We start from the raw sequence: 20,252 nt of genomic DNA, 5'->3' as shown, positions 1-20,252 counted from the left end.
CGGGGTTTTTCATTTACAACCTACCCATGCAACCACTATCCACGACCAGACACGCAGGCAAAAGCTTCTATCCTGCTCAAAATCACCAACACGCCAAAACCCGCACTACTGTGCCATTGGTTATCTCTGAACTACCCAGAGCAGTGCCGGCTTTCCCAATAGCCTTCACCGTATCCAGAGACAAATACATCCTTTCTGCTCTGATGGACTTAAAACCTGAACAGAACCTGTATGTCACCCAGGAAGGCAAGTGGCGAACAAGCTATATCCCAGCTTATCTAAGAGCACATCCCTTCTACCTGGTGGAATCCCAGGAAGGTAAGCAGGTGGTCTGCGTAGACGAGAACTCCGGGTTAATCACGGATATTGGCGGAGAGCCAATGTTTGGTGAAGACGACAAACCCACCCAGAAGATGCAGCAGATAATCGACTTTCTGGAAAAGATTGCCAAAGAGAGGGCTGTTACTGACAGGGCCTGTGCTACGCTAAGTGAGCTTGGAATGATAGAGCCCTGGGAGAGGGATACGGTGGTCTGTATAAAATCAGCGAGGGTAAGCTGAAAGATCTGAGTGGAGAGGCCTTTGTGCAGGTCAGGGATAAAGGCGCGTTGAAAGTGATGTACGGGCAGCTTTATTCCTTGACTCAGATGGCAAGGTTGAAGAAACTGGCTGAACAGGATAAGGAGCCGGATTGGGAGAGTATGGAAGAGCTGGATTTTGATAGGATAAAGATATGACCCGCAAAGTAATCATTTTCACAGACGGAATGTTCATGCGCCGCAGGGTGCTGGAGAGAAACCATTTTCTATACAAGCCAAGAGAGATCCGGGAGTACTGCCAGAAGCACCTGAGACCAAACGACTACCTGGTGCGCATCTATTATTACGACTGCCGTCCCTTGCAGGCCAGGGGAACATCTCCCTTAAACGGTAAGGAGATAGACTTCTCCAGGCTGGAGAGTGCAAGGTTAAGACACCAGCTGTTTGAGGGTCTGCGCCATGCTCCAAATTTCTGTCTGAGACTGGGAAATATGGATTGGAACGGCAGGGACTGGAATATTGTCGGCTCTAAAGTGTCTCCACTTCTTAAAAAGGAGATAACCGTGGATGACCTGTCAGACAGCGATATCCGCCCAGGAAGCGAAACCACCCAGATAAGCGTAAAAATGGCCCTGGATATGGTTACCCTTGCAGCCAGAAAAGCCGGGGATATGTTTGTTCTGATCACTGACAGAACAGACCTGGTTCCGGCAATGGAGATGGTTCGGCAAGAAGGGGTGCAGGTATGCCTGGATAATATGCATGCTCCTGTCTCAATAGAGCTTTCGGAGCAGGCGGATTTTATAAGTACCCAATTAAACAATAAGGAGAGTTAAGATGCACGTATTTGCAGACGGAATCAGTAAAGTGACTTTGTCCAATGGCAACCTGAGGATTATGCTCACCCAGCGTGGAGCAGATGATTCCACAGTTGAAGCCGGAACCCTGATTATTCCGGCGAGTCAGGCTAATAACTTTATGAATGGTCTGGCGAACAGTCTGAAGGAGCTGGATAGTAAGCTGAAAGAGGCCAGGGAGCAGCAGCAATAGAGAGCTAAGGATCTGTCACGATATAAGTGTTATATTTGTCTTATTGTTCCCACGCTCTGCGTGGGAACATTCCCTGGACGCTCAGCGTCCACAATGACCGCAGGAGCGGTCGGGCTACGCTCTCCCGCCCTGGCGGGACAGAGCGTGGGAGCGATAAACCCCCAGATTATGCAAGCATTATGTAACACTTATTTTATGACAAACCCTACGATGATTTTTATAAGCCAGCAGGGGATATCCCCTGCTGGCTTTTTACCCTCACACCCTCAAGAATGGCCTTCACAGCTTCACACAGAGCTTCCAGCAACCTTGGCCTCACCTTATCCGGCAGGGCCACGTATTACCTGCGTTGCCGGGATAAATCCAGCCGGATCAGGCAGGGCAAGGCTTGGCTCTACCGACAGCCTGGGGCTTGAACAGGCCCGGGAGAAAGCCAGTGTTATGCGCAGCCAGGCCCAGATGGGCTTCAATCCTCTGGAACAGCTGGAAAAGGTAAAGAGCACACCCACCTTCAAAAAGTTCGTACGGGAAAAATACATCCCGTATGTGAAAAGCTACAAACGCAGCTGGGAGTTTGACCAGCATACCATCGAAAAGCGTATGATACGCATCTGGGGCCACAAGAAGCTAAACGAGTTCAAACCTGGCGATCTGATTGATTTCCAGAGCGCTATGGTTAACCAAGGCTTTAAGCCGGGTACGGTAAACCGGTATATGGCGATAATCAAGCACATTTTGAACACGGCTGAAAAGTGGGATTACATCGATAGCTCTCCGACGCGCAAGGTTTCCAGGATGCACGATGCAGGACGTCAGGAGAGGTTTCTAAGCCCGGATGCGTATTCCACGCAAAGTGGACAGTCAGTACACGGCATGATGGACAGTGTTCCACACTGATGGTGGACAGCATTCCATGGGAAAGTGGACAGTGTTCCACGCTGATGGTGGACAGATGTCATTCACAGAACAAAGCGCTTATCGGAGCGAAGCGACGCGGGATGCCTTGTTTTAATCGAAACTGTTCTTTGAAGTCAACGATGCTTCCAGTTCGCGCATGGAATCTCCCCAAAGATCCATTCGGTGTGCATTGTGGATCAGGCGATCCAGGACAGCGTCAGCCAGGGTGGGATCACCCAGATACTCGTGCCATTTTTGGATTGAGAGCTGGCTTGTAACCAGGGTGGAGCGCAGCCCGTGCCGGTCCTCAAGGATCTCCAGTAGATCTCTTAGCTGTTCAGCTTTAAGCGGGCTTATGCCCCAGTCATCCAGGACCAGCAGATCTGTTTTGGCCAGCTCTTTCATGACTTTGGGGTAACGCCCGTCACCTCTGGATATGCCCACATCCTGCAAGAGACGGGGCATGCGGGTATAGAGGGCGCTGTATCCCTCTCTGCAGGCTTTTTGGGCCAGGGCACAGGCCAGCCAGCTTTTGCCTATCCCTGTGGGTCCTGTAATAATCAGGTTTTGATGCTCTTTTATCCACTGGCAGTCACAAAGCTTGAAGACTTGTGACTTGTCCAGTCTTCTGGGATGACGGTAGTTAATGTCTTCAACCACAGCCCTGTGCCTCAGCTTGGCTTTTTTGAGCCTTGTTTGCAGACGTTTGGATTCTCTTTCCGTCATCTCCCGGTCCAGGAGCAGGCCCAGTCTTTCTTCAAAGGACAGGGCCTCAATTTCCCTGGTTTCCTGCTGTTCCTGCAGGGCCTTAAGCATGCCTGTCAGTCGCATGGTTTGTAGTTTTTCAAGAGTGGGGTGGTTTAACATTTTGTCCTCCTTTTAATGATAGTAGTTTGCGCCCCGGATGTTGTCATGCTCCAGCACCGGAGCTTCAGAATTCTCGGACGGACTTGGTAAAGGCTGTTTGTCCAGGTTGTTCTTCAGGATGGATTCTACGCTCTTGTAGTTTGTCGATCCCAGGGTCAGGGCTCTTAAACAGGCAGATTCAAGCCTTTCTTCTCCATATTGCTTGCCCAGGCGCATGACGCCCAGGCAAGGCCTAAAGCCCTGCTGGGGATGGATCCTTTTGCCCATGATGGTTTTGATCAGCTTGGCCGTGGCAGGTCCAGTCTTGCTGGCCCAGTTTATCAGCCGCTCCGGATTCCAGTAATCATGCTCCCTGTGAGCCTTGGGCATATGTTCTTTGACCGTGGTATAGCTCCTTTTGTTATAGGATCTTTTATGGCTGGCCACCCGGGAGTTCTTGTGGAACAGCTCCACAGTGTTTTCCGTGTACCTGGCATCAAGCCTTTTTTTGACCAGGTGATGGGGAACTGAGTAGTAATGCCGGTCAATCTCCACGTGATAGTCTATGTTCACCTTAACCTTCTTCCAGAGGGCATATTCATAATGTGTGGCCGGAAGCGGCTGCAGAGCAGGTCTGTCTATTTCTTCAAAGAGCGACTTCCTGCTCCCTGGCAGTTTTTTGAAAGGCTTGTCGTTTAGCTTTTCCAGCAGCTTCCTGATTTCCAGGTTTAACTCCCACAGGGAGAAAAACTGCTGATTTCTGAGCCTGGCCAGAATCCACCTGGAGACAAGAAGCACACCGCTTTCGGCTTTGGCCTTGTCCTTTGGCTTTTTTCTCCTGGCAGGGATGACCGCCGTATTGTAGTGCAGGGCCATGTCTTGATAGGTGGGGTTCAGATCCGGCTCATATATATGGGGTTTATTGACTCCGGACTTGAGATTGTCCGGGATTGTAATCAAGGGGACTCCCTGTAGAAACTTGAAGGTCCGGACATGGGAGTTGATCCAGTCCCAGAGGTTCTGGCTCCAGGTGGCTTCCGCATAGGTGTAGTTGCTTGCACCCATGACAGCTACAAAGATCTGGGCCTGGCTTATTTCTCCTGTTCCCGGATCCGTAACCGGTACAGTATGGCCGGCATAATCAACGAAGAGCTTTTCGCCGGCCCTGTGGTTGTGGCGCATGACCAGATCAAGCTTGCCGCGCCATGCTCTGTATTCCCGGCAGAACCAGCTGTACTCGAAGCCGTCTGGGTTGGCCTCTTTGTATTCTTCCCAGAGCAAAAACTTGGTCACACCCTTTTTTTGCATTTCCTGATGCACCAGGTTCCAGTCCGGTACTGGGGTAGATACTTTATGCTCATTTTGCTGCGGAGGAAACAGAAGCTCGTGAAGCCTCTCCTCTGTCATATTCTCAGGCAGCGGCCAGAAAATCCCGGCATTTTTTGCTCTGGATATATAGGTGGCAACTGTGGACTTGCCTATATCGCAGCACTTGGCAATCTGGCGGGTGCTGAAGCCTTGTCCGTATTTTAAACGCAGGATTTCAGAAATTTTTCGCATGGATAACCTCTCCTGTGGCATTTGTACCTCCCGTTTGAATTTGTTTGGAGGTACATGATTGACAGGTTATCCCGCGTCAAACTTAAAAAGAAGAGGTGCTCCTTAGAGCGGCGAGTTCATTGTGAAGGTGTCCATCTTCCCGTGGAATGCTGTCCACCTTGCCGTGGAATGACTGTCCATCATGAGCATGGAATGCTGTCCTTTTTCCCATGGAACACTGTCCACTTTGCTGTGGAATGCTGTCCGTTTTCCCGTGAAATACGCACCCGGAAGAGCTGGAAAGGGTTCTGGATGAGTTGAATAACTGCAACAGCCCAGTGGTGCCGGATATTATCAGGTTCCTGATCATGACCGGAGCCAGGAAATCCGAGGCTGTAAACCTGCCTTGGTCCGAAGTGGATCTGGATGCTGGAGAAAAGAATTAGGGACAGACAAAATCTACATTATTTCTTGACAGCCCACAACCAGGGATCATACCTTTTGTCTTAGTTCACAACTTAAACCTCTGACCATTGGAGGCCAACAATGCCCAGAAACGCCAGATTCACACTGCCTGACAGACCTACTGTATATCACGTAATTTCCAGAACCGCCCTGCCCGGCTTTCCGCTTGGAGATATTGAAAAAGACAAGCTGCTGGATATAATAAGATATTTCAGTAAGATCTATTTTGTAGACGTGCTGGGATTCGCAGTTATGGGGAATCATTGGCACTTAGCTGTAAGAGTATACCCCCAAGAATACGCCGAAAGAGATGAAGTAAAGGAAAGGTTTTCAGACCGATACGGTGATGATATTTACTTTGGCGACAAAGAATATGAAAAGTGCAGCAAAAAATGGACTGACCTTTCTGAGTTTGTACGGGAGATCAAGCAAAGTTTTTCCAGGTATTATAATAAGAGGCATAGCAGGCGCGGCTTTTTCTGGGGTGAGCGGTTTAAATCCATGATAGTACAGGAGGGAAGGACTCTGGTTAATATGTTGGCTTATATCGATTTGAACCCCATAAGGGCTGGAATAGTAAAGAAGCCGGAGGATTACCGCTGGTGTTCCCTGGGCTACCATACCCAGACTGGGAATAAGGACGGCCTTCTGTCCATAGATTTTGGCATGAAGGAATGGAATGAATTCAATCCATCAGAGATAGTTCGCAAGTACAGGCAGTTTGTTTACGAAACCGGAGCTGTGGATGCGGGTAAAGGCAAAGTCATGGACAGAAAGATCGTGGAAAAAGCCCGTAAGAAAGGCTACAAAATATCCAGGACCGACCGGTTCAGGTACAAATGCCGGTATTTTACTGATTCCGGGGTGATAGGCGGGAAAGATTTTGTTCAGGAAGTATTCGACCAGGTTAAGCACTTGCTGGGGTCGAAGGATGAGCGGAAATTTACTCCCGTAGGCGGGGTGGATGGGGTTTATTCCATGAAGCGGCTTGGATAGACATCTCTTCCAAGCTCATGTAGTAATAATCTCATTCATTCAACAACAATATGGAGCCCGTGGCATGTACCAAAACACCCAGGCCCTGGACAAATCCCAGGACATAAAATTCACTCAGGTAAGTAACTACCACTTTGCAGCCAAAGAGAACTTCTGCCCGGTATTCCTCCAGGAGCTGCCCCAAATAGTAAGGGAGGAGAAAAGAAAGAGAAAAGAAAAGGGACAGACGAAATATACTTTACTTTTGATTCCATCTCGGGTAAGTATCCTTCCATCAACACCAATCCCTCATCTCAAGGAGGTAAGCCATGCCCAGAAATGCCAGATTCACTCTGCCGGACAGACCGGCTATTTACCACATCATATCCCGAACCGCCCTATCCGGCTTTCCACTTGGCGATATTGAGAAAGACAAGCTGCTGGATATAATCAGATATTTCAGCAGGATCTATTTTGTGGATATCCTTGGTTTCGCAATTATGGGGAACCACTGGCACCTGGCTGTAAAAGTCTATCCTCATGAGTATGCTTACAGAGATGAAGTCAAAGAAAGATTTGCCAGACGATACGGAGAGGATGTCCATTTTGGGGATCAGGATATGGAAAAGTTCAGCAAAAAATGGACTGACCTTTCTGAGTTTGTGCGGGAAATCAAGCAGACCTTTTCCCGGTATTACAATAAGAGGCATAACAGGCGCGGCTTTTTCTGGGGTGAGCGGTTTAAGTCTATGATTGTTCAGGAAGGCCATACCCTGGTGAATATGCTGGCCTATATCGATTTGAACCCCATAAGGGCCGGGATAGTAAAGAAGCCGGAGGATTACCGCTGGTGTTCCCTGGGCTACCATACCCAGACTGGGAATAAGGACGGCCTTCTGTCCATAGATTTCGGCATGAAGGAATGGAACGAGTTTGATCCCAAGGAGATTGTCCGCAAGTACAGACAGTTTGTATATGAAACAGGCGCTGTGGATGCGGGGAAGGGCAAGGTCATGGATAAGAAGATCGTGGAAAAAGCCCGGAAGAAAGGCTTTAAAATATCCAGGTCTGACCGGTTCAGGTACAGATGCCGGTATTTTACTGACTCCGGGGTGATCGGCGGGAAAGACTTTGTTCAGGAGGTATTTGATCAGGTCAAACACCTGCTGGGGTCTAAGGATACAAGGAAATTTACTCCCGTAGGCGGGGTTGAGGGAACTTATTCCATGAAGCGGCTTGGATAGACATCTCTTCCAAGCTCATGTAGTAATAATCTCATTCATTCAACAACAATATGGAGCCCGTGGCATGTACCAAAACACCCAGGCCCTGGACAAATCCCAGGACATAAAATTCACTCAGGTAAGTAACTACCACTTTGCAGCCAAAGAAAACTTCTGCCCGGTCTTCCTCCAGGAGCTGCCCCAGGTAGTAAGGGAATACTTTATCTGCTTCCCAAATAATCAGACAGACCTGCCCCACGCCCTCTTGGGCTTTCAGCAGAACACTAACCAGTACGTATCAGAAGACGGAAGCTGGCAAGCTGAATACATCCCAGCATACATAAGAAGATACCCGTTTATACTGGCCAAAAAGGAAGACTCTGCTCAAGGAGAAAAGAATTAGGGACAGACAAAATCTACATTATTTCTTGACAGCCCACAACCAGGGATCATACCTTTTGTCTTAGTTCACAACTTAAACCTCTGACCATTGGAGGCCAACAATGCCCAGAAACGCCAGATTCACACTGCCTGACAGACCTACTGTATATCACGTAATTTCCAGAACCGCCCTGCCCGGCTTTCCGCTTGGAGATATTGAAAAAGACAAGCTGCTGGATATAATAAGATATTTCAGTAAGATCTATTTTGTAGACGTGCTGGGATTCGCAGTTATGGGGAATCATTGGCACTTAGCTGTAAGAGTATACCCCCAAGAATACGCCGAAAGAGATGAAGTAAAGGAAAGGTTTTCAGACCGATACGGTGATGATATTTACTTTGGCGACAAAGAATATGAAAAGTGCAGCAAAAAATGGACTGACCTTTCTGAGTTTGTACGGGAGATCAAGCAAAGTTTTTCCAGGTATTATAATAAGAGGCATAGCAGGCGCGGCTTTTTCTGGGGTGAGCGGTTTAAATCCATGATAGTACAGGAGGGAAGGACTCTGGTTAATATGTTGGCTTATATCGATTTGAACCCCATAAGGGCTGGAATAGTAAAGAAGCCGGAGGATTACCGCTGGTGTTCCCTGGGCTACCATACCCAGACTGGGAATAAGGACGGCCTTCTGTCCATAGATTTTGGCATGAAGGAATGGAATGAATTCAATCCATCAGAGATAGTTCGCAAGTACAGGCAGTTTGTTTACGAAACCGGAGCTGTGGATGCGGGTAAAGGCAAAGTCATGGACAGAAAGATCGTGGAAAAAGCCCGTAAGAAAGGCTACAAAATATCCAGGACCGACCGGTTCAGGTACAAATGCCGGTATTTTACTGATTCCGGGGTGATAGGCGGGAAAGATTTTGTTCAGGAAGTATTCGACCAGGTTAAGCACTTGCTGGGGTCGAAGGATGAGCGGAAATTTACTCCCGTAGGCGGGGTGGATGGGGTTTATTCCATGAAGCGGCTTGGATAGACATCTCTTCCAAGCTCATGTAGTAATAATCTCATTCATTCAACAACAATATGGAGCCCGTGGCATGTACCAAAACACCCAGGCCCTGGACAAATCCCAGGACATAAAATTCACTCAGGTAAGTAACTACCACTTTGCAGCCAAAGAGAACTTCTGCCCGGTATTCCTCCAGGAGCTGCCCCAAATAGTAAGGGAGGAGAAAAGAAAGAGAAAAGAAAAGGGACAGACGAAATATACTTTACTTTTGATTCCATCTCGGGTAAGTATCCTTCCATCAACACCAATCCCTCATCTCAAGGAGGTAAGCCATGCCCAGAAATGCCAGATTCACTCTGCCGGACAGACCGGCTATTTACCACATCATATCCCGAACCGCCCTATCCGGCTTTCCACTTGGCGATATTGAGAAAGACAAGCTGCTGGATATAATCAGATATTTCAGCAGGATCTATTTTGTGGATATCCTTGGTTTCGCAATTATGGGGAACCACTGGCACCTGGCTGTAAAAGTCTATCCTCATGAGTATGCTTACAGAGATGAAGTCAAAGAAAGATTTGCCAGACGATACGGAGAGGATGTCCATTTTGGGGATCAGGATATGGAAAAGTTCAGCAAAAAATGGACTGACCTTTCTGAGTTTGTGCGGGAAATCAAGCAGACCTTTTCCCGGTATTACAATAAGAGGCATAACAGGCGCGGCTTTTTCTGGGGTGAGCGGTTTAAGTCTATGATTGTTCAGGAAGGCCATACCCTGGTGAATATGCTGGCCTATATCGATTTGAACCCCATAAGGGCAGGGATAGTAAAGAAGCCGGAAGACTACCGCTGGTGTTCCCTGGGCTACCATACCCAGACTGGGAATAAGGACGGCCTTCTGTCCATAGACTTTGGGATGAAAGAATGGAATGAGTTCAATCCATCAGAGATAGTTCGCAAGTACAGACAATTCGTATACGAAACCGGAGCTGTGGATGCGGGTAAAGGCAAGGTCATGGATAAAAAGATCGTGGAAAAAGCCAGAAAGAAGAACTATAAGATATCCAGGTCTGATCGGTTCAGGTACAGATGCCGGTATTTTACTGACTCCGGGGTGATCGGCGGGAAAGATTTTGTTCAGGAAGTATTCGACCAGGTCAAGCACTTGCTGGGCTCCAAGGATGAACGGAAGTTTACTCCCGTTGGTGGTGTTGAGGGTTTGTATTCTATGAAGCGATTGGGACAAACTTAATAATGGTCCAGTTAAAATAGCAGATTTAAACAAAGCTTTGCCGGATCTAAGTCTCGGATCACTTTTGCAGTCTTTGACTCTACTTGCACACGGCGGAGCTGTTGGCTTCTATGTCCAAAACGCAAACAAAAAACCAGCCATAAGTTTCAATCAGACCTTGGCCGAACTGGTATCCCGTGGCGCACCATACAGATATCTTGCCCTGCCTGGTATTGGTACTGGAATTAATTTAGATGAGATCCAGTGGATGGCTATCGATGCACACAGCAAAAACGAGGACATCCCAGCAGGGGTAGGACAGAAAGAAAGTAGGGACATTATGTTGCGAGTTTAGTTATGTTGCCAGTATCCCGCTATACCCCGCCTGCCTTTAGTATTTTTTTTAACATACCCTGCATACCCCGCCCTGATTGAATGCCCTAAGGGAAGTTTCGGCTCAACAGAATTAATCCACCCCGCCTCACCAGGTATAGACATATACCCCGCCCTTGAGGCAGTTCCCGGAATGTTCAGTGGTCAGACTCCAGTACTCAGCACTGATCCCTGATTTTTTCTTGACCCCGCCTGAATTCTTTTCATTCATTTTTCTTCTTTCCAAAACTACAACCTCTTGGAGTAACTGCTCCTGGAGGTTGTATGTCCAAAAAACGCTGCAGATACTGCCGGTGTCTTTTTCCCCTTACCAAACGTAACCCCGACCAGAAGTATTGCTCCAAGCCTGATTGCCAGAGAGCGCGCAAGCGCCGGTGGCAAAGAAAGAAAATGCAGGTGGACCAGGCCTACAGGCTCAATAAAAGGGCTTCAGACCAACGCTGGAGTGCCAGGAACCCTGACTACTGGAATAACTACAGGGAAAACAACCCTGGCTATACCCGAAGCAACCGGGAAAAACAGCGATATAGAAACCGGCGCAGGAGGGCCATCGAATCCATTTCCAGCGAAATTGCAAAGCTGGACGCGTTATCAGCTGAAAACAGTGACATATCAGGAACTTACGCCATGATTTCTGTCCAGGATCTGCTGATTGCAAAGATGGACGCGAAAATCGTAAAAATCACAGAAGTATCAATGGGTTGCGCATGATTTGGTCCTGATTGCAAAGGTAGGACTCGATAGCCTCCACTGCCGGGGTGGTGATAGGGAAGTCAAATCTTAATCACTGACACTTATCTCGAGGAGGAAATCATGGCCCAAAGATATTCCAGAGAGGAACTGCAGCGGTTGCGAAACAAGGTTTTGGTCAATGACGTTATTGTCCATATCCTGGATATGCCCTCCAAAGTCAGGGACGGATACTTGCGCTTTCTGTGCCCGCTTTGCTCCGAGTTTTTGACCGCCTGTAATCCCAGAACCAACCTGGCCAGGTGTTTTCGTTGCGAAAGAAATTTCAACCCCATTGACCTGGTCATGGTGGTCAAGGGCTTAAATTTCCGGGAGGCAGTGGAGTTTTTGCAGGACATGGAACAAAGGCTGGGCAGGTAGAGGTTATGCTGGACAGGCAGATCCAGGACTACCTGGAATGGATGAACAATGCCGGGTATGCTCCATGGACAATGGCCCAACACAGCCAAATTCTAAACCGGCTGCTGGACTTTGTGGTGCTAAATAGCATCCCCTGGGAGCGTACCTTTGCCCGGGATACCTTGCAGGCATTTAAGGACCATGTCCAGGTTAAGTATGCCGGGTTTGTCCTGCGCGGATTCATGCGCTACCTGCACCAGAATGGCATAATCTGCTTGCCGCCGGGTGCTTTGCCTGAAGGCAGAGGCAGGAGCAAGCTCCAAAGAGCCCAGCTGCCCAGGCTTTATGAAGAGTATCTCCAATTCTACACCCAAACCCGCCAGGTGGGACATGTTCAGATCTACCGGGTCCGGGGGACTCTATCCGCACTTAATGACTACCTGCAAAACCAGGGCATGGAGCTTAAAGACCTGGATGTCTTACATATGGATGCTTTTCTGGCTGAGAGAAACAGGAAATACGCCCCTGAAACCAGAATACATGAACGATCAGGCCTTAGAGGTTTTTTACGCTACCTGTACCTGGAAAGACAAATCCTGAAGAAAGATTTGAGCGCTTTGATCCAGGGGCCGCCGGTGTATGCCCAGAGCAGACCACCCAGGTTTCTTACTTTGGAACAAATAAAGACCCTGTTTCAAAGCATTGACAAGGATCGCCCCGGGGGACTGCGGTCTTATGCCATGATCCATCTGGCCTACTCCCTGGGGCTTCGGCCGGGGGAAATCTGCCGGGTGACCCTGGATGACATTTTATTCCGGGACAAGCTGATATACCTGCCGGACAGAAAAAACTCTTCTCCAGCCAAACTTCCCCTGCCTCAGGGGGCACTCAGGGCTCTGGCCGCATACCTTGCCTGGAATAGACCAATGGATCCCGGGCACAGGTTTCTTCTTTGCAATACCAGGACACCTTACGGACCACTCACTCCTTTGACCGTGAGCCAGAATATCAGCGCCTGCTTCCGCCGGGCCGGGATCAAAGGATCTGCCTACTGGCTGCGCCATACCTATGCCCAGAACCTGTTGCAGGCGGAGGCGTCCATCTTTGAAATCAAAGAGATGCTGGGTCATGACATCATCAAGACCAGCAAGAGATATCTGCATGTACACACCAGACTGATGCGTGAGGTATTGTTCAATGAAAAAGTTTGAGAGCTTTCTGGCCGGACATCTAAATGATTTTATCCAGTACCGCAAGGAACTTGGATATGTGAACAAGAGCCTGGCAAACCAGCTGAGAGCACTGGATTATTATGTCCGGGATAATGCCCGGGGGTGGGAAGACCTCACGCCTGCCTTTTTTCTGGGCTTCCGTGATGGAATCAAGGGCTCGCCTGCAACCGTCAACAATGTCATTCAGGCCACACGCAACTTCTTTGCTTATCTGCACCGGACAGGCTGCTGTGAACATAATCCGGTCCAGGATCTCCCGGCCAAGACTGAAAACGCCTTTATCCCTTTCATTTTCTCCCCGGAGCAGGTGGAGCAGCTCCTGCAGGGGGTGCAAAGTCAGATCCGGCGCAGCAGGGAAAAGTGCTTCCTGGTGGATATGGGCATATACATAGCTCTAATGTTGCAGGCCAGGTGCGGGCTGCGCATGTCCGAACCACTCAACCTGGGGCTTGAACATTTTGATCCTGTGCAAGGCACTATCTATATCCAAAAGACCAAGTTCCATAAGGACCGCTTGATTCCCATTCCTTGGGAGGCCCAAAAAGAACTGGATAACTTCCTGAGTCTTCGAGACGCCCTGTGCTGCACAAGCCCTTATCTCCTGCCAGGATTTAAAAACGCCCTGAGAACCAATCAGGTGTATCCCGTCTTTCACAGGGCTGTGCGGGAAACGGGAATCCATGCCCCAAGAAGAATTATAGCCAACATGGTCTTTGGCCATCCCACTCCGCACAGCCTGAGGCATTCCTTTGCAGTCAACACCCTCAAGGCGGCCCGGGACCGGGGCCGGGACCCCCAGGCTGTTCTGCCAGTACTATCCGCGTATATGGGCCACAGCAAGTACCGCTACACCGCCCTGTATCTCAAGGTCATGGACGCCGAGAAGCGCCAGGGATTTGTGGACTTTGCCATCTCGCGACTGGAGGACATATGAATCTGGGCTCCTGTCTGCATACCTTCTTTGATCAGTACCTGCCAAGAACCAAGGGCGTCAGCTCCAACACCATCCTGGCCTACCGCCATACCTTCAGCCTGTTTTTGCCCTTTGCCTCCAAAACCCTTGGCCGGGATATCAACTCCCTGGAGATTGAGCATTTAAGCACCCAGCTCATCCTGGATTTTTTAGACCATCTGGAGAGCGGCAGAAATAACAGTGCTCGCACCAGAGGCCACAGACTGGCGGTATTCAAGTCCCTGGCCAGAATGATCCGTTTTCTCTATCCCGAACATAAACTGCTGGCAGACCGGATTATCTCCATCCCTCAGAAGCGCTTCCCCAAAAAACTGGCTGCCTTTCTCACCCATGAAGAGGTTTTGCTGGTCCTGGATAGTATAAATCTCAAGAAAAGCGGAGCTTTCCGGGATTATACCATCATCCACCTGCTCTACAACTCCGGGGCCAGGGCCGAGGAATCAGCCTCGCTACGTCTGGACTACTTTGACCCGCACAAGAAAACCCTGGCCATCCTGGGCAAGGGCAACCGCTACCGCCAAATCGAGCTCTGGCCCAAGACAGTCCAGCTCATGTCCATGTATATCCAGAAATACCGCCCCAGGCCCAAACCCTTGCATCAGAACACCCTGTTTTTAAATCAGCGCAGGCAAGGCTTTACCAGAAACGGCATCTACCGGTTATGCAGGAAATATCTGAGCCTGGTGTTTGAAGAAAACCGATTCCAGGGATTGAATCCGGTGCATTGCTTCAGGCATTCATGTGCCATCAACATGCTCGGGACCGGCTTCAGCCTGACAGACATCAAAAACCACCTGGGACATGAAAACCTGCAATCCACCATGGTCTATCTCAAGCTGAGTCTGAATCGCAAACGAGAGCTGCAGCAGAAGTTCATTGAATACACCCAGAACCAGACCCAGGACCCCAAACTGGATGAACTTCTGGACTGGGAAAAAGAGCAGGAGACTCTGGACTGGCTGGACAGCCTGTAAGGCCCATATGCAGGCTGAGTCCAAACAAGTGGTACTATATTCCAAGGCCAAAAATTATGTTGCCAGCCCAAAATAATTATGCTGCATGTCTTCATATCCCCCTGGTATCCATGAAGATATGAAGACCCCGCCAAATCCGGTTTATTTACATGCATATCAGCCTGTTACGAGAACTCGCAACATAAGGGACAGATTCTTTAAGTTGTTAGATCCCTTCCCCTTTACCGGCGGTCTTACCAGCTGCGAGGCCCTGTGGATGGGTGTACCTGTAGTTACCATGCCTATGGACAGGGTTGTAAGCAGGCAGAGCTATGCTTTTCTTGGGACTGTTGGGCTTAGTGAGTTCGGGGCTGGGAGTGAGGATGAGTATGTGCGGATTGCCGCTGAACTGGCTGCTGATACAGATAGACTGGCTGATCTCAGACGCACCATGCGAAGCAGAATGCAGAGGTCTGTGCTTATGGATATTGACGGGTTTACAGCCGGGTTGGAAAAGGCCATGGTTGAAACCAGTTAGCCTCAGTGCCGCAGATTAAACGGCTTGGCGGGGTGAAGTACGCTGGCTTTTTTTATTTATTGCCTACTGGCTTATGCTGGTAGGCTTTTTTTTATGCCCAAACACCCATTTCCAATTTAAGGCCCCTCACGCCCATCCTGCTGGCTTTTATTCATCTTCGCATGCCTGACATCAAAAAGCACCCCTGAAAGCCCAAAATAGGCCTTATACGGCTTAGCTTTTCACTGTACTGCCCTGTCAATTCAAAAAACTGTCCTCCTTTACGTTATAAGAATTGGGGAAACCAATTTATAACCTACAAAAAAGGAGCAGTACCATGCCTAAAGTAGATCTACTAGGTTTGGGGTCGGACCTAATTAAAGTTCTAAATTGATTGAATAAATGGCCTTTACAGAGCCCAAAATTGGCCTTAGAATGCCCTTTTTAATAATCAAAAACCAGTTGTAAGCAAATATGCCCAGAGCCAACAGATATTTTTTGCCTGATCATTTGTGGCATATAACCCATAGATGCCATAAAAAGGAATTCCTGCTGAAATTTGCCAAGGACCGATCAACTTGGATTAAATGGTTATTTGAAGCGAAAAAGAGATACGGGCTACAGGTATTGAACTATACGGTTACCTCGAATCATATTCACTTGCTGGTACACGGCCATGAAGACAAAGATGTTATACCCAGGTCCTTACAATTGGTGGCTGGCAGAACCGGCCAGGAATACAATCAAAGAAAAAAGCGGAAAGGTGCTTTCTGGGAAGACAGGTATCACGCTACAGCAGTGGATGTTGATGAGCACCTGGTAAAGTGCCTGGTCTACATAGACATGAACATGGTCAGGGCCAGAGTGGTTAAGCATCCCAAAGAGTGGAGCCATGGGGGATACCCTGAAATAGTCAAGCCGCAGCAAAGATACCGAATTATCAGCAGGGATCTTTTGAAAAGACTGCTGGATATAGACGATGATTTATCCAAGGTATACTCTGGATGGGTCCAGGCAGCAGTAGATGAGCGTACTCCCAGGCAACCAGGCTGGACTGAAAGTGTTGCCGTGGGCTGTAAGGTTTTTGTAGAAAAGATCAAGGAATTGCTCGGCGGAAAAGCTTGCGGCCGCAGGGTTCATGAAGTAGACAAGACCGGATCATATGCACTGAAAGAACCTGTATCGGCTTACAATGATGTTTTTGGGGGTGAAATGGGGCTTCTAAGGTCTGAAAATAGGCTGTTTTGGGACATTTATCCTGATATTTAAGTATGATGGTTAGGTCCGACCCCCAAAGTTCCAAAGTTCTCTTTGTTCACTGGGCAGGCCCGAAACGTGCAAAAGGTGGGATTTAATTGCACGAAACGCGTTTGACGCGAAACGTGCAGCAAGTCGGTTTTATAAAATTAGGATGATGGGATGGCGGAGCCGGTGACTACTGAAAAGCCCTGGTCCTTGAACGGGATGCAGGGATTCATAAACCGCACCTGGAAGAGCAGGTTTGTGCGGAATGTGGCTGTGGTGGCGCCGGGGACAGTTTTTAGCGGTGGATTGCGGGGAAGGAAAATATTGGATGAAATTGCACGATTTGCGTTTGACGCGAAACGTGCAAAAAGTGGGATTTAATTGCACGAAACGCGCTTGACGCGAAACGTGCAGAAAATAAAATCATGCAGCCAACAACCCCAGAAACATCCAGATTCAGCCGGTTCACCAACGGCATTATGGCCAGATGGAACAGCAAGAGCCATTCGGGTTCGATTTTCCGGAATATGGCCATGCTTGCATCTGGTTCTGCCGGGGCCAAAGGAAGAAGGGGACAGTCTCTTCTTGCGTTTTATTTCAGCTTATGCTATCCATTCTTCCAACAGCTCAACCACCAGCCTTAAAGGAGGTAATTCATGCCCCGCATAGCCCGTTTTATCCGTAGTGACCAAGCCACCGTCTACCACGTCATATCCCGTACTGCTCTGTCAGGTCTGCCCATTAAAGACACTGACAAGGATTATCTGTTGGGGCTTATCAAAAGACTGAGCAGGCTTTACTTTGTTGACGTGCTGGGTTTCGCAGTTATGGGGAATCATTTCCACCTGGTAGCCCGGATGCACCCTGAGGATGAGATTTCCAATTCAGATATCATCAAGAGATGGCAGGACTATTATGGTGACAAGGTCGAGATGCCTACTGACCGGATGGCTGAGGTCAAGAAGAGGCTTTGCAGCCTTGGGGCCTATGTGAAGGACATCAAGCAGAATTTTACCCGGTATTATAATAAGAAGCACAGGCGGCAGGGTTTTTTCTGGGGTGGCCGGTTTAAGAGTATGATTGTCCAGGAAGGCAGTACTCTTGTTAATTTGCTGGCCTATGTGGATTTAAACCCTATCCGTGCAGGTATTGTGAAGAAACCGGAGAATTACCGCTGGAGCTCACTTGGCTACCATACCCAGACCGGCAATAAAGACGGCCTGCTGGACATTGATTTTGGCCTCAAGGAATGGAACGAGCTGGACCCCAAAGAGATTGTCCGCAAGTACAGGCAGTTTGTTTACGAGACCGGAGCAGTAGACGCCGGCAAAGGCAAGACCATTGATCAAAAGGTTGTGGAAAAAGCCAGGAAAAAAGGCTACAAAATATCCAGGGTAGAGCGCTTCAGATACAGATGCCGGTATTTTACTGATTCCGGGGTTATCGGCGGAAAGGATTTTGTTCAGGAAGTCTTTGACCAGGTCAAGCATTTACTGGGGTCCAAGGATACAAGGAAATTTACTCCGGTTGGCGGTGTCGAGGGTTTGTACTCTATGAAGCGCCTGGGGCAGACTTGAGTTTACTGCTCCAAGCATGTTCACTGACAGGGTATGCCCTGATCTGATTTTGGCGGAGCGATCCTCATTATTGTTGGCCGGACCTTTGCGCCAATGGATGGCCTGACAGGTCTTATCCATGAGCTGCAGGCCTGCTATGAGCATTACCATGAGAACACCGGAGCCTTGCGTATGCTCTGGAATGCGATTACCGGCAAAACTCCCTGGGCTGATCCTGACTATGAAATAAGGAGGGAGTAAGCGGCTCCTTGCCAATTGCCGGAAGAATGCATAAAATGTAAGTTAATGAAAAGACATCAGTTGATCAAACATTTGCAGGTACATGGCGCTTATCTTTTGCGAGAGGGAAGCAAACACAGTATATATCAGCTGGATCGAAAGAAGACTCAGGTCCCAAGGCATAACGAGATAGTAGATGATTTGGCCCGAAAAATTTGTAAAGATCTGAATATTCCTTTTGTGAGGTAGATAATGCATTACAGAGCAGTAATAAAGAGGACCGATGACTGGTGGATAGGTTGGCTGGTTGATCTGCCTGGCGTAAACGCTCAAGAGAGAACCAGGGAAGAATTGCTTGAGTCCTTGAGAGAAGGGGCAAGGGACATGCTGGAAACAGAGGTCCCTTTCGAGCCAGGTTTTGAGATGGAAAAAGTGGAAGTCCCTGAACCTGAGTGGGTTTTTAAGTAGGCAGGTTACGTCATTTAAGATTAATACCCCGCCCTCCGGCAACTTGCCAGGGCGGGGTTTTTCATTTACAAAACCCAAATGCAACCCTTATCCAAAACAACACACGCTGGCAAAAGTTTCCATCCGGCAAAGAACTACCAACACGCCAAAACCCGCACCACTGTTCCCATGGTTATCTCTGAATTACCCAGAGCAGTACCGGCATTTCCAATAGCCTTTACCTATTCCAGGAACAAGTACGTACTGAGTGCTGTGATGGGCTTAAAACCAGAACAGAACCTGTTTGTCACCCAGGAAGGCAAGTGGCAGACCAGCTATATCCCGGCATATCTGAGAGGCCATCCCTTTTACCTAGCGGAATCTCAGGAAGGAAAACAAGTAGTCTGCGTAGACGAGAATTCTGATCTGATTACGGATGGCCCAGATGGTGAGCAAATGTTCGGAGAAGAGGGTAAGCCCACCCAGAAGATGCAGCAGATAATAGACTTTCTGGAAAAGATTGCCAGGGAGAGGGCTATAACTGACAGGGCCTGTGCTGCGCTTGCTGAGTTTGGTGTGATCGAGCCCTGGGAAGGGTACGGTGGCCTGTATAAAGTGAGCGAAGCCAAGTTGAAAGACCTGAGTGGAGAAGCCTTTGTGAAGCTCAGGGATACCGGCGGATTGAAGGTTATGTACGGGCAGCTTTATTCCTTGACTCAGATGGCAAGGCTTAAGAAACTGGCTGAACAGGATAAGGAGCCGGATTGGGAGAGTATGGAAGAACTGGATTTTGAGAAGATAAAAATATGACACGCAAAGTAATCATTTTCACAGACGGCATGTTCATGCGCCGCCGGGTGCTGGAGAGAAACCACTTTCTGTACAAGCCAAGAGAGATCCGGGAATACTGCCAGAAGCACCTGAGACCAAACGACTACCTGGTGCGTATTTATTATTATGACTGTAAGCCCTTGCAGGCCAGGGGAACATCTCCCTTGAATGGTAAGGAGATAGACTTTTCCAGGCTGGAGAGTGCAAGGCTAAGACACCAGCTGTTCGAGGGCCTGCGCCATGCACCAAATTTCTGTTTGAGGCTTGGAAGCATGGAGTGGAACGGCAGGGACTGGAATGTTGTCGGCTCCAAGGTGTCTCCGCTTTTGAAGAAGGAGATAACTGTGGATGACCTGTCAGACAGCGATATCCGACCGGGAAGCGAGACTACCCAGATAAGCGTAAAGATGGCCCTGGATATGATCACCCTTGCAGCCAGAAAAGCCGGGGATATGTTTGTTCTGATCACTGACAGAACAGACCTGGTTCCGGCAATGGAGATGGTTCGGCAAGAAGGGGTGCAGGTATGCCTGGATAATATGCATGCTCCTGTCTCAATAGAGCTTTCGGAGCAGGCGGATTTTATAAGTACCCAATTAAACAATAAGGAGAGTTAA

Annotated in this window: 25 protein-coding genes and 1 pseudogene; 23 read left to right on the top strand and 3 right to left on the bottom strand. The window is 48.7% G+C overall.

Translation table 11 applies throughout. The annotated features are described in order from the left end of the window. Window positions 1-26: 26 nt before the first annotated feature. The 4 genes and pseudogenes from DTHIO_RS06490 (at window position 27) to DTHIO_RS06475 (ending at window position 2,485) form a co-directional block, all read left to right on the top strand. Window positions 27-736, top strand: a pseudogene (locus tag DTHIO_RS06490) (SapC family protein). Next, window positions 733-1,374, top strand: a complete 642-nt coding sequence (locus DTHIO_RS06485; protein WP_008869527.1) for an NYN domain-containing protein — start codon at window positions 733-735, stop codon at window positions 1,372-1,374. Before DTHIO_RS06490 ends, DTHIO_RS06485 begins: the two are co-directional and overlap by 4 nt. A gap of 1 nt (window position 1,375) precedes the next feature. After that, window positions 1,376-1,588 carry a hypothetical protein gene (locus DTHIO_RS06480; RefSeq protein WP_008869508.1) on the top strand — a complete coding sequence of 71 codons (213 nt, stop codon included), beginning with the start codon at window positions 1,376-1,378 and terminating at the stop codon, window positions 1,586-1,588. A 309-nt stretch (window positions 1,589-1,897) separates the two neighbouring features. Then, window positions 1,898-2,485 carry a site-specific integrase gene (locus DTHIO_RS06475; RefSeq protein ID WP_144311475.1) on the top strand — a complete coding sequence of 196 codons (588 nt, stop codon included), beginning with the start codon at window positions 1,898-1,900 and terminating at the stop codon, window positions 2,483-2,485. Window positions 2,486-2,596: 111 nt separating this feature from the next. On the opposite strand, the gene istB is transcribed toward DTHIO_RS06475, so the two are convergent. Together istB and istA are read right to left on the bottom strand one after the other, a co-directional pair. Continuing rightward, window positions 2,597-3,352: an IS21-like element helper ATPase IstB gene (istB, locus tag DTHIO_RS06470; RefSeq protein WP_008869526.1), complete on the bottom strand. Its 756-nt coding sequence runs from the start codon at window positions 3,350-3,352 to the stop codon at window positions 2,597-2,599. A 12-nt stretch (window positions 3,353-3,364) separates the two neighbouring features. Then, window positions 3,365-4,912 (bottom strand): IS21 family transposase, encoded by a 1,548-nt coding sequence (istA, locus tag DTHIO_RS06465; RefSeq protein WP_008869525.1) that lies wholly within the window; start codon window positions 4,910-4,912, stop codon window positions 3,365-3,367. 275 nt (window positions 4,913-5,187) lie between these two features. Here istA and DTHIO_RS22660 point away from each other — a divergent pair, with 275 nt between their 5' ends. The 6 genes from DTHIO_RS22660 to DTHIO_RS06440 all read left to right on the top strand — a co-directional run bounded on the left by DTHIO_RS22660 (window position 5,188) and on the right by DTHIO_RS06440 (window position 10,180). Continuing rightward, window positions 5,188-5,316, top strand: coding sequence for a hypothetical protein (locus DTHIO_RS22660; RefSeq protein WP_279614617.1), 129 nt, complete (start codon window positions 5,188-5,190; stop codon window positions 5,314-5,316). Window positions 5,317-5,416: 100 nt separating this feature from the next. Next, a complete protein-coding gene (locus tag DTHIO_RS06460; protein ID WP_008869522.1) occupies window positions 5,417-6,331 on the top strand; it encodes a transposase in 915 nt (304 codons plus the stop codon). A gap of 308 nt (window positions 6,332-6,639) precedes the next feature. Next, window positions 6,640-7,554, top strand: coding sequence for a transposase (locus tag DTHIO_RS06455; protein ID WP_008869524.1), 915 nt, complete (start codon window positions 6,640-6,642; stop codon window positions 7,552-7,554). 64 nt (window positions 7,555-7,618) lie between these two features. Further along, entirely contained in the window at window positions 7,619-7,936 is a 318-nt protein-coding gene (locus DTHIO_RS06450; RefSeq protein WP_008869523.1) for a SapC family protein, read from the top strand. A 100-nt stretch (window positions 7,937-8,036) separates the two neighbouring features. After that, on the top strand, window positions 8,037-8,951 hold the full coding sequence (locus tag DTHIO_RS06445; protein ID WP_008869522.1) for a transposase: 915 nt from the start codon (window positions 8,037-8,039) through the stop codon (window positions 8,949-8,951). Window positions 8,952-9,259: 308 nt separating this feature from the next. Further along, window positions 9,260-10,180, top strand: coding sequence for a transposase (locus DTHIO_RS06440; protein ID WP_008869521.1), 921 nt, complete (start codon window positions 9,260-9,262; stop codon window positions 10,178-10,180). Between the two features lie 460 nt (window positions 10,181-10,640). On the opposite strand, the gene DTHIO_RS22655 is transcribed toward DTHIO_RS06440, so the two are convergent. Further along, window positions 10,641-10,763, bottom strand: coding sequence for a hypothetical protein (locus DTHIO_RS22655; RefSeq protein WP_008869520.1), 123 nt, complete (start codon window positions 10,761-10,763; stop codon window positions 10,641-10,643). 53 nt (window positions 10,764-10,816) lie between these two features. Between DTHIO_RS22655 and DTHIO_RS06430 the strand changes: the two genes are divergently transcribed. The 13 genes from DTHIO_RS06430 (at window position 10,817) to DTHIO_RS06370 (ending at window position 20,252) form a co-directional block, all read left to right on the top strand. Beyond that, a complete protein-coding gene (locus tag DTHIO_RS06430; RefSeq protein WP_008869519.1) occupies window positions 10,817-11,263 on the top strand; it encodes a hypothetical protein in 447 nt (148 codons plus the stop codon). Between the two features lie 102 nt (window positions 11,264-11,365). Beyond that, window positions 11,366-11,662 (top strand): CHC2 zinc finger domain-containing protein, encoded by a 297-nt coding sequence (locus DTHIO_RS06425; RefSeq protein ID WP_008869518.1) that lies wholly within the window; start codon window positions 11,366-11,368, stop codon window positions 11,660-11,662. Window positions 11,663-11,667: 5 nt separating this feature from the next. Further along, window positions 11,668-12,852, top strand: a complete 1,185-nt coding sequence (locus DTHIO_RS06420) for a tyrosine-type recombinase/integrase (RefSeq protein WP_008869517.1) — start codon at window positions 11,668-11,670, stop codon at window positions 12,850-12,852. Continuing rightward, complete coding sequence (locus tag DTHIO_RS06415; RefSeq protein WP_008869516.1) at window positions 12,839-13,807, top strand: tyrosine-type recombinase/integrase; 969 nt, start codon at window positions 12,839-12,841, stop codon at window positions 13,805-13,807. Before DTHIO_RS06420 ends, DTHIO_RS06415 begins: the two co-directional genes overlap by 14 nt. Further along, window positions 13,804-14,820 (top strand): site-specific integrase, encoded by a 1,017-nt coding sequence (locus DTHIO_RS06410; RefSeq protein WP_008869515.1) that lies wholly within the window; start codon window positions 13,804-13,806, stop codon window positions 14,818-14,820. The genes DTHIO_RS06415 and DTHIO_RS06410 overlap by 4 nt, the downstream gene beginning before the upstream one ends. A 202-nt stretch (window positions 14,821-15,022) precedes the next feature. Further along, window positions 15,023-15,337 (top strand): O-linked N-acetylglucosamine transferase family protein, encoded by a 315-nt coding sequence (locus DTHIO_RS06405; RefSeq protein ID WP_040418127.1) that lies wholly within the window; start codon window positions 15,023-15,025, stop codon window positions 15,335-15,337. 453 nt (window positions 15,338-15,790) lie between these two features. Then, window positions 15,791-16,585: a transposase gene (locus DTHIO_RS06400; RefSeq protein WP_008869514.1), complete on the top strand. Its 795-nt coding sequence runs from the start codon at window positions 15,791-15,793 to the stop codon at window positions 16,583-16,585. Between the two features lie 632 nt (window positions 16,586-17,217). Next, complete coding sequence (locus DTHIO_RS06390; protein ID WP_008869513.1) at window positions 17,218-18,138, top strand: transposase; 921 nt, start codon at window positions 17,218-17,220, stop codon at window positions 18,136-18,138. Window positions 18,139-18,231: 93 nt separating this feature from the next. Further along, on the top strand, window positions 18,232-18,378 hold the full coding sequence (locus tag DTHIO_RS21380; RefSeq protein ID WP_153305062.1) for a hypothetical protein: 147 nt from the start codon (window positions 18,232-18,234) through the stop codon (window positions 18,376-18,378). Window positions 18,379-18,423: 45 nt separating this feature from the next. Beyond that, window positions 18,424-18,606, top strand: a complete 183-nt coding sequence (locus DTHIO_RS22935; RefSeq protein ID WP_008869512.1) for a type II toxin-antitoxin system HicA family toxin — start codon at window positions 18,424-18,426, stop codon at window positions 18,604-18,606. 3 nt (window positions 18,607-18,609) lie between these two features. Continuing rightward, window positions 18,610-18,825, top strand: a complete 216-nt coding sequence (locus DTHIO_RS06380; protein ID WP_008869511.1) for a type II toxin-antitoxin system HicB family antitoxin — start codon at window positions 18,610-18,612, stop codon at window positions 18,823-18,825. Window positions 18,826-18,903: 78 nt separating this feature from the next. Continuing rightward, entirely contained in the window at window positions 18,904-19,614 is a 711-nt protein-coding gene (locus DTHIO_RS06375) for a SapC family protein (protein WP_008869510.1), read from the top strand. Continuing rightward, complete coding sequence (locus DTHIO_RS06370; protein WP_008869509.1) at window positions 19,611-20,252, top strand: NYN domain-containing protein; 642 nt, start codon at window positions 19,611-19,613, stop codon at window positions 20,250-20,252. The genes DTHIO_RS06375 and DTHIO_RS06370 overlap by 4 nt, the downstream gene beginning before the upstream one ends.

This window comes from Desulfonatronospira thiodismutans ASO3-1 (assembly GCF_000174435.1).
GTDB lineage: Bacteria > Desulfobacterota > Desulfovibrionia > Desulfovibrionales > Desulfonatronovibrionaceae > Desulfonatronospira > Desulfonatronospira thiodismutans.
The sequence above is the reverse complement of the archived record's forward strand: the minus strand, read 5'-3'. Positions and strand labels throughout refer to the sequence as shown.

Excerpts from the sequence above, each read along its gene's own strand:
- DTHIO_RS06485 (WP_008869527.1), top strand. The coding sequence starts at position 733 with ATGACCCGCAAAGTAATCATTTTCACAGACGGAATGTTCATGCGCCGC.
- DTHIO_RS06480 (WP_008869508.1), top strand. The coding sequence starts at position 1,376 with ATGCACGTATTTGCAGACGGAATCAGTAAAGTGACTTTGTCCAATGGC.
- istB (WP_008869526.1), bottom strand. The coding sequence starts at position 3,352 with ATGTTAAACCACCCCACTCTTGAAAAACTACAAACCATGCGACTGACA.
- istA (WP_008869525.1), bottom strand. The coding sequence starts at position 4,912 with ATGCCACAGGAGAGGTTATCCATGCGAAAAATTTCTGAAATCCTGCGT.
- DTHIO_RS06460 (WP_008869522.1), top strand. The coding sequence starts at position 5,417 with ATGCCCAGAAACGCCAGATTCACACTGCCTGACAGACCTACTGTATAT.
- DTHIO_RS06455 (WP_008869524.1), top strand. The coding sequence starts at position 6,640 with ATGCCCAGAAATGCCAGATTCACTCTGCCGGACAGACCGGCTATTTAC.
- DTHIO_RS06450 (WP_008869523.1), top strand. The coding sequence starts at position 7,619 with ATGTACCAAAACACCCAGGCCCTGGACAAATCCCAGGACATAAAATTC.
- DTHIO_RS06445 (WP_008869522.1), top strand. The coding sequence starts at position 8,037 with ATGCCCAGAAACGCCAGATTCACACTGCCTGACAGACCTACTGTATAT.
- DTHIO_RS06440 (WP_008869521.1), top strand. The coding sequence starts at position 9,260 with ATGCCCAGAAATGCCAGATTCACTCTGCCGGACAGACCGGCTATTTAC.
- DTHIO_RS22655 (WP_008869520.1), bottom strand. The coding sequence starts at position 10,763 with ATGAATGAAAAGAATTCAGGCGGGGTCAAGAAAAAATCAGGGATCAGT.
- DTHIO_RS06430 (WP_008869519.1), top strand. The coding sequence starts at position 10,817 with ATGTCCAAAAAACGCTGCAGATACTGCCGGTGTCTTTTTCCCCTTACC.
- DTHIO_RS06425 (WP_008869518.1), top strand. The coding sequence starts at position 11,366 with ATGGCCCAAAGATATTCCAGAGAGGAACTGCAGCGGTTGCGAAACAAG.
- DTHIO_RS06420 (WP_008869517.1), top strand. The coding sequence starts at position 11,668 with ATGCTGGACAGGCAGATCCAGGACTACCTGGAATGGATGAACAATGCC.
- DTHIO_RS06415 (WP_008869516.1), top strand. The coding sequence starts at position 12,839 with ATGAAAAAGTTTGAGAGCTTTCTGGCCGGACATCTAAATGATTTTATC.
- DTHIO_RS06410 (WP_008869515.1), top strand. The coding sequence starts at position 13,804 with ATGAATCTGGGCTCCTGTCTGCATACCTTCTTTGATCAGTACCTGCCA.
- DTHIO_RS06400 (WP_008869514.1), top strand. The coding sequence starts at position 15,791 with ATGCCCAGAGCCAACAGATATTTTTTGCCTGATCATTTGTGGCATATA.
- DTHIO_RS06390 (WP_008869513.1), top strand. The coding sequence starts at position 17,218 with ATGCCCCGCATAGCCCGTTTTATCCGTAGTGACCAAGCCACCGTCTAC.
- DTHIO_RS21380 (WP_153305062.1), top strand. The coding sequence starts at position 18,232 with ATGGATGGCCTGACAGGTCTTATCCATGAGCTGCAGGCCTGCTATGAG.
- DTHIO_RS22935 (WP_008869512.1), top strand. The coding sequence starts at position 18,424 with ATGAAAAGACATCAGTTGATCAAACATTTGCAGGTACATGGCGCTTAT.
- DTHIO_RS06380 (WP_008869511.1), top strand. The coding sequence starts at position 18,610 with ATGCATTACAGAGCAGTAATAAAGAGGACCGATGACTGGTGGATAGGT.
- DTHIO_RS06375 (WP_008869510.1), top strand. The coding sequence starts at position 18,904 with ATGCAACCCTTATCCAAAACAACACACGCTGGCAAAAGTTTCCATCCG.
- DTHIO_RS06370 (WP_008869509.1), top strand. The coding sequence starts at position 19,611 with ATGACACGCAAAGTAATCATTTTCACAGACGGCATGTTCATGCGCCGC.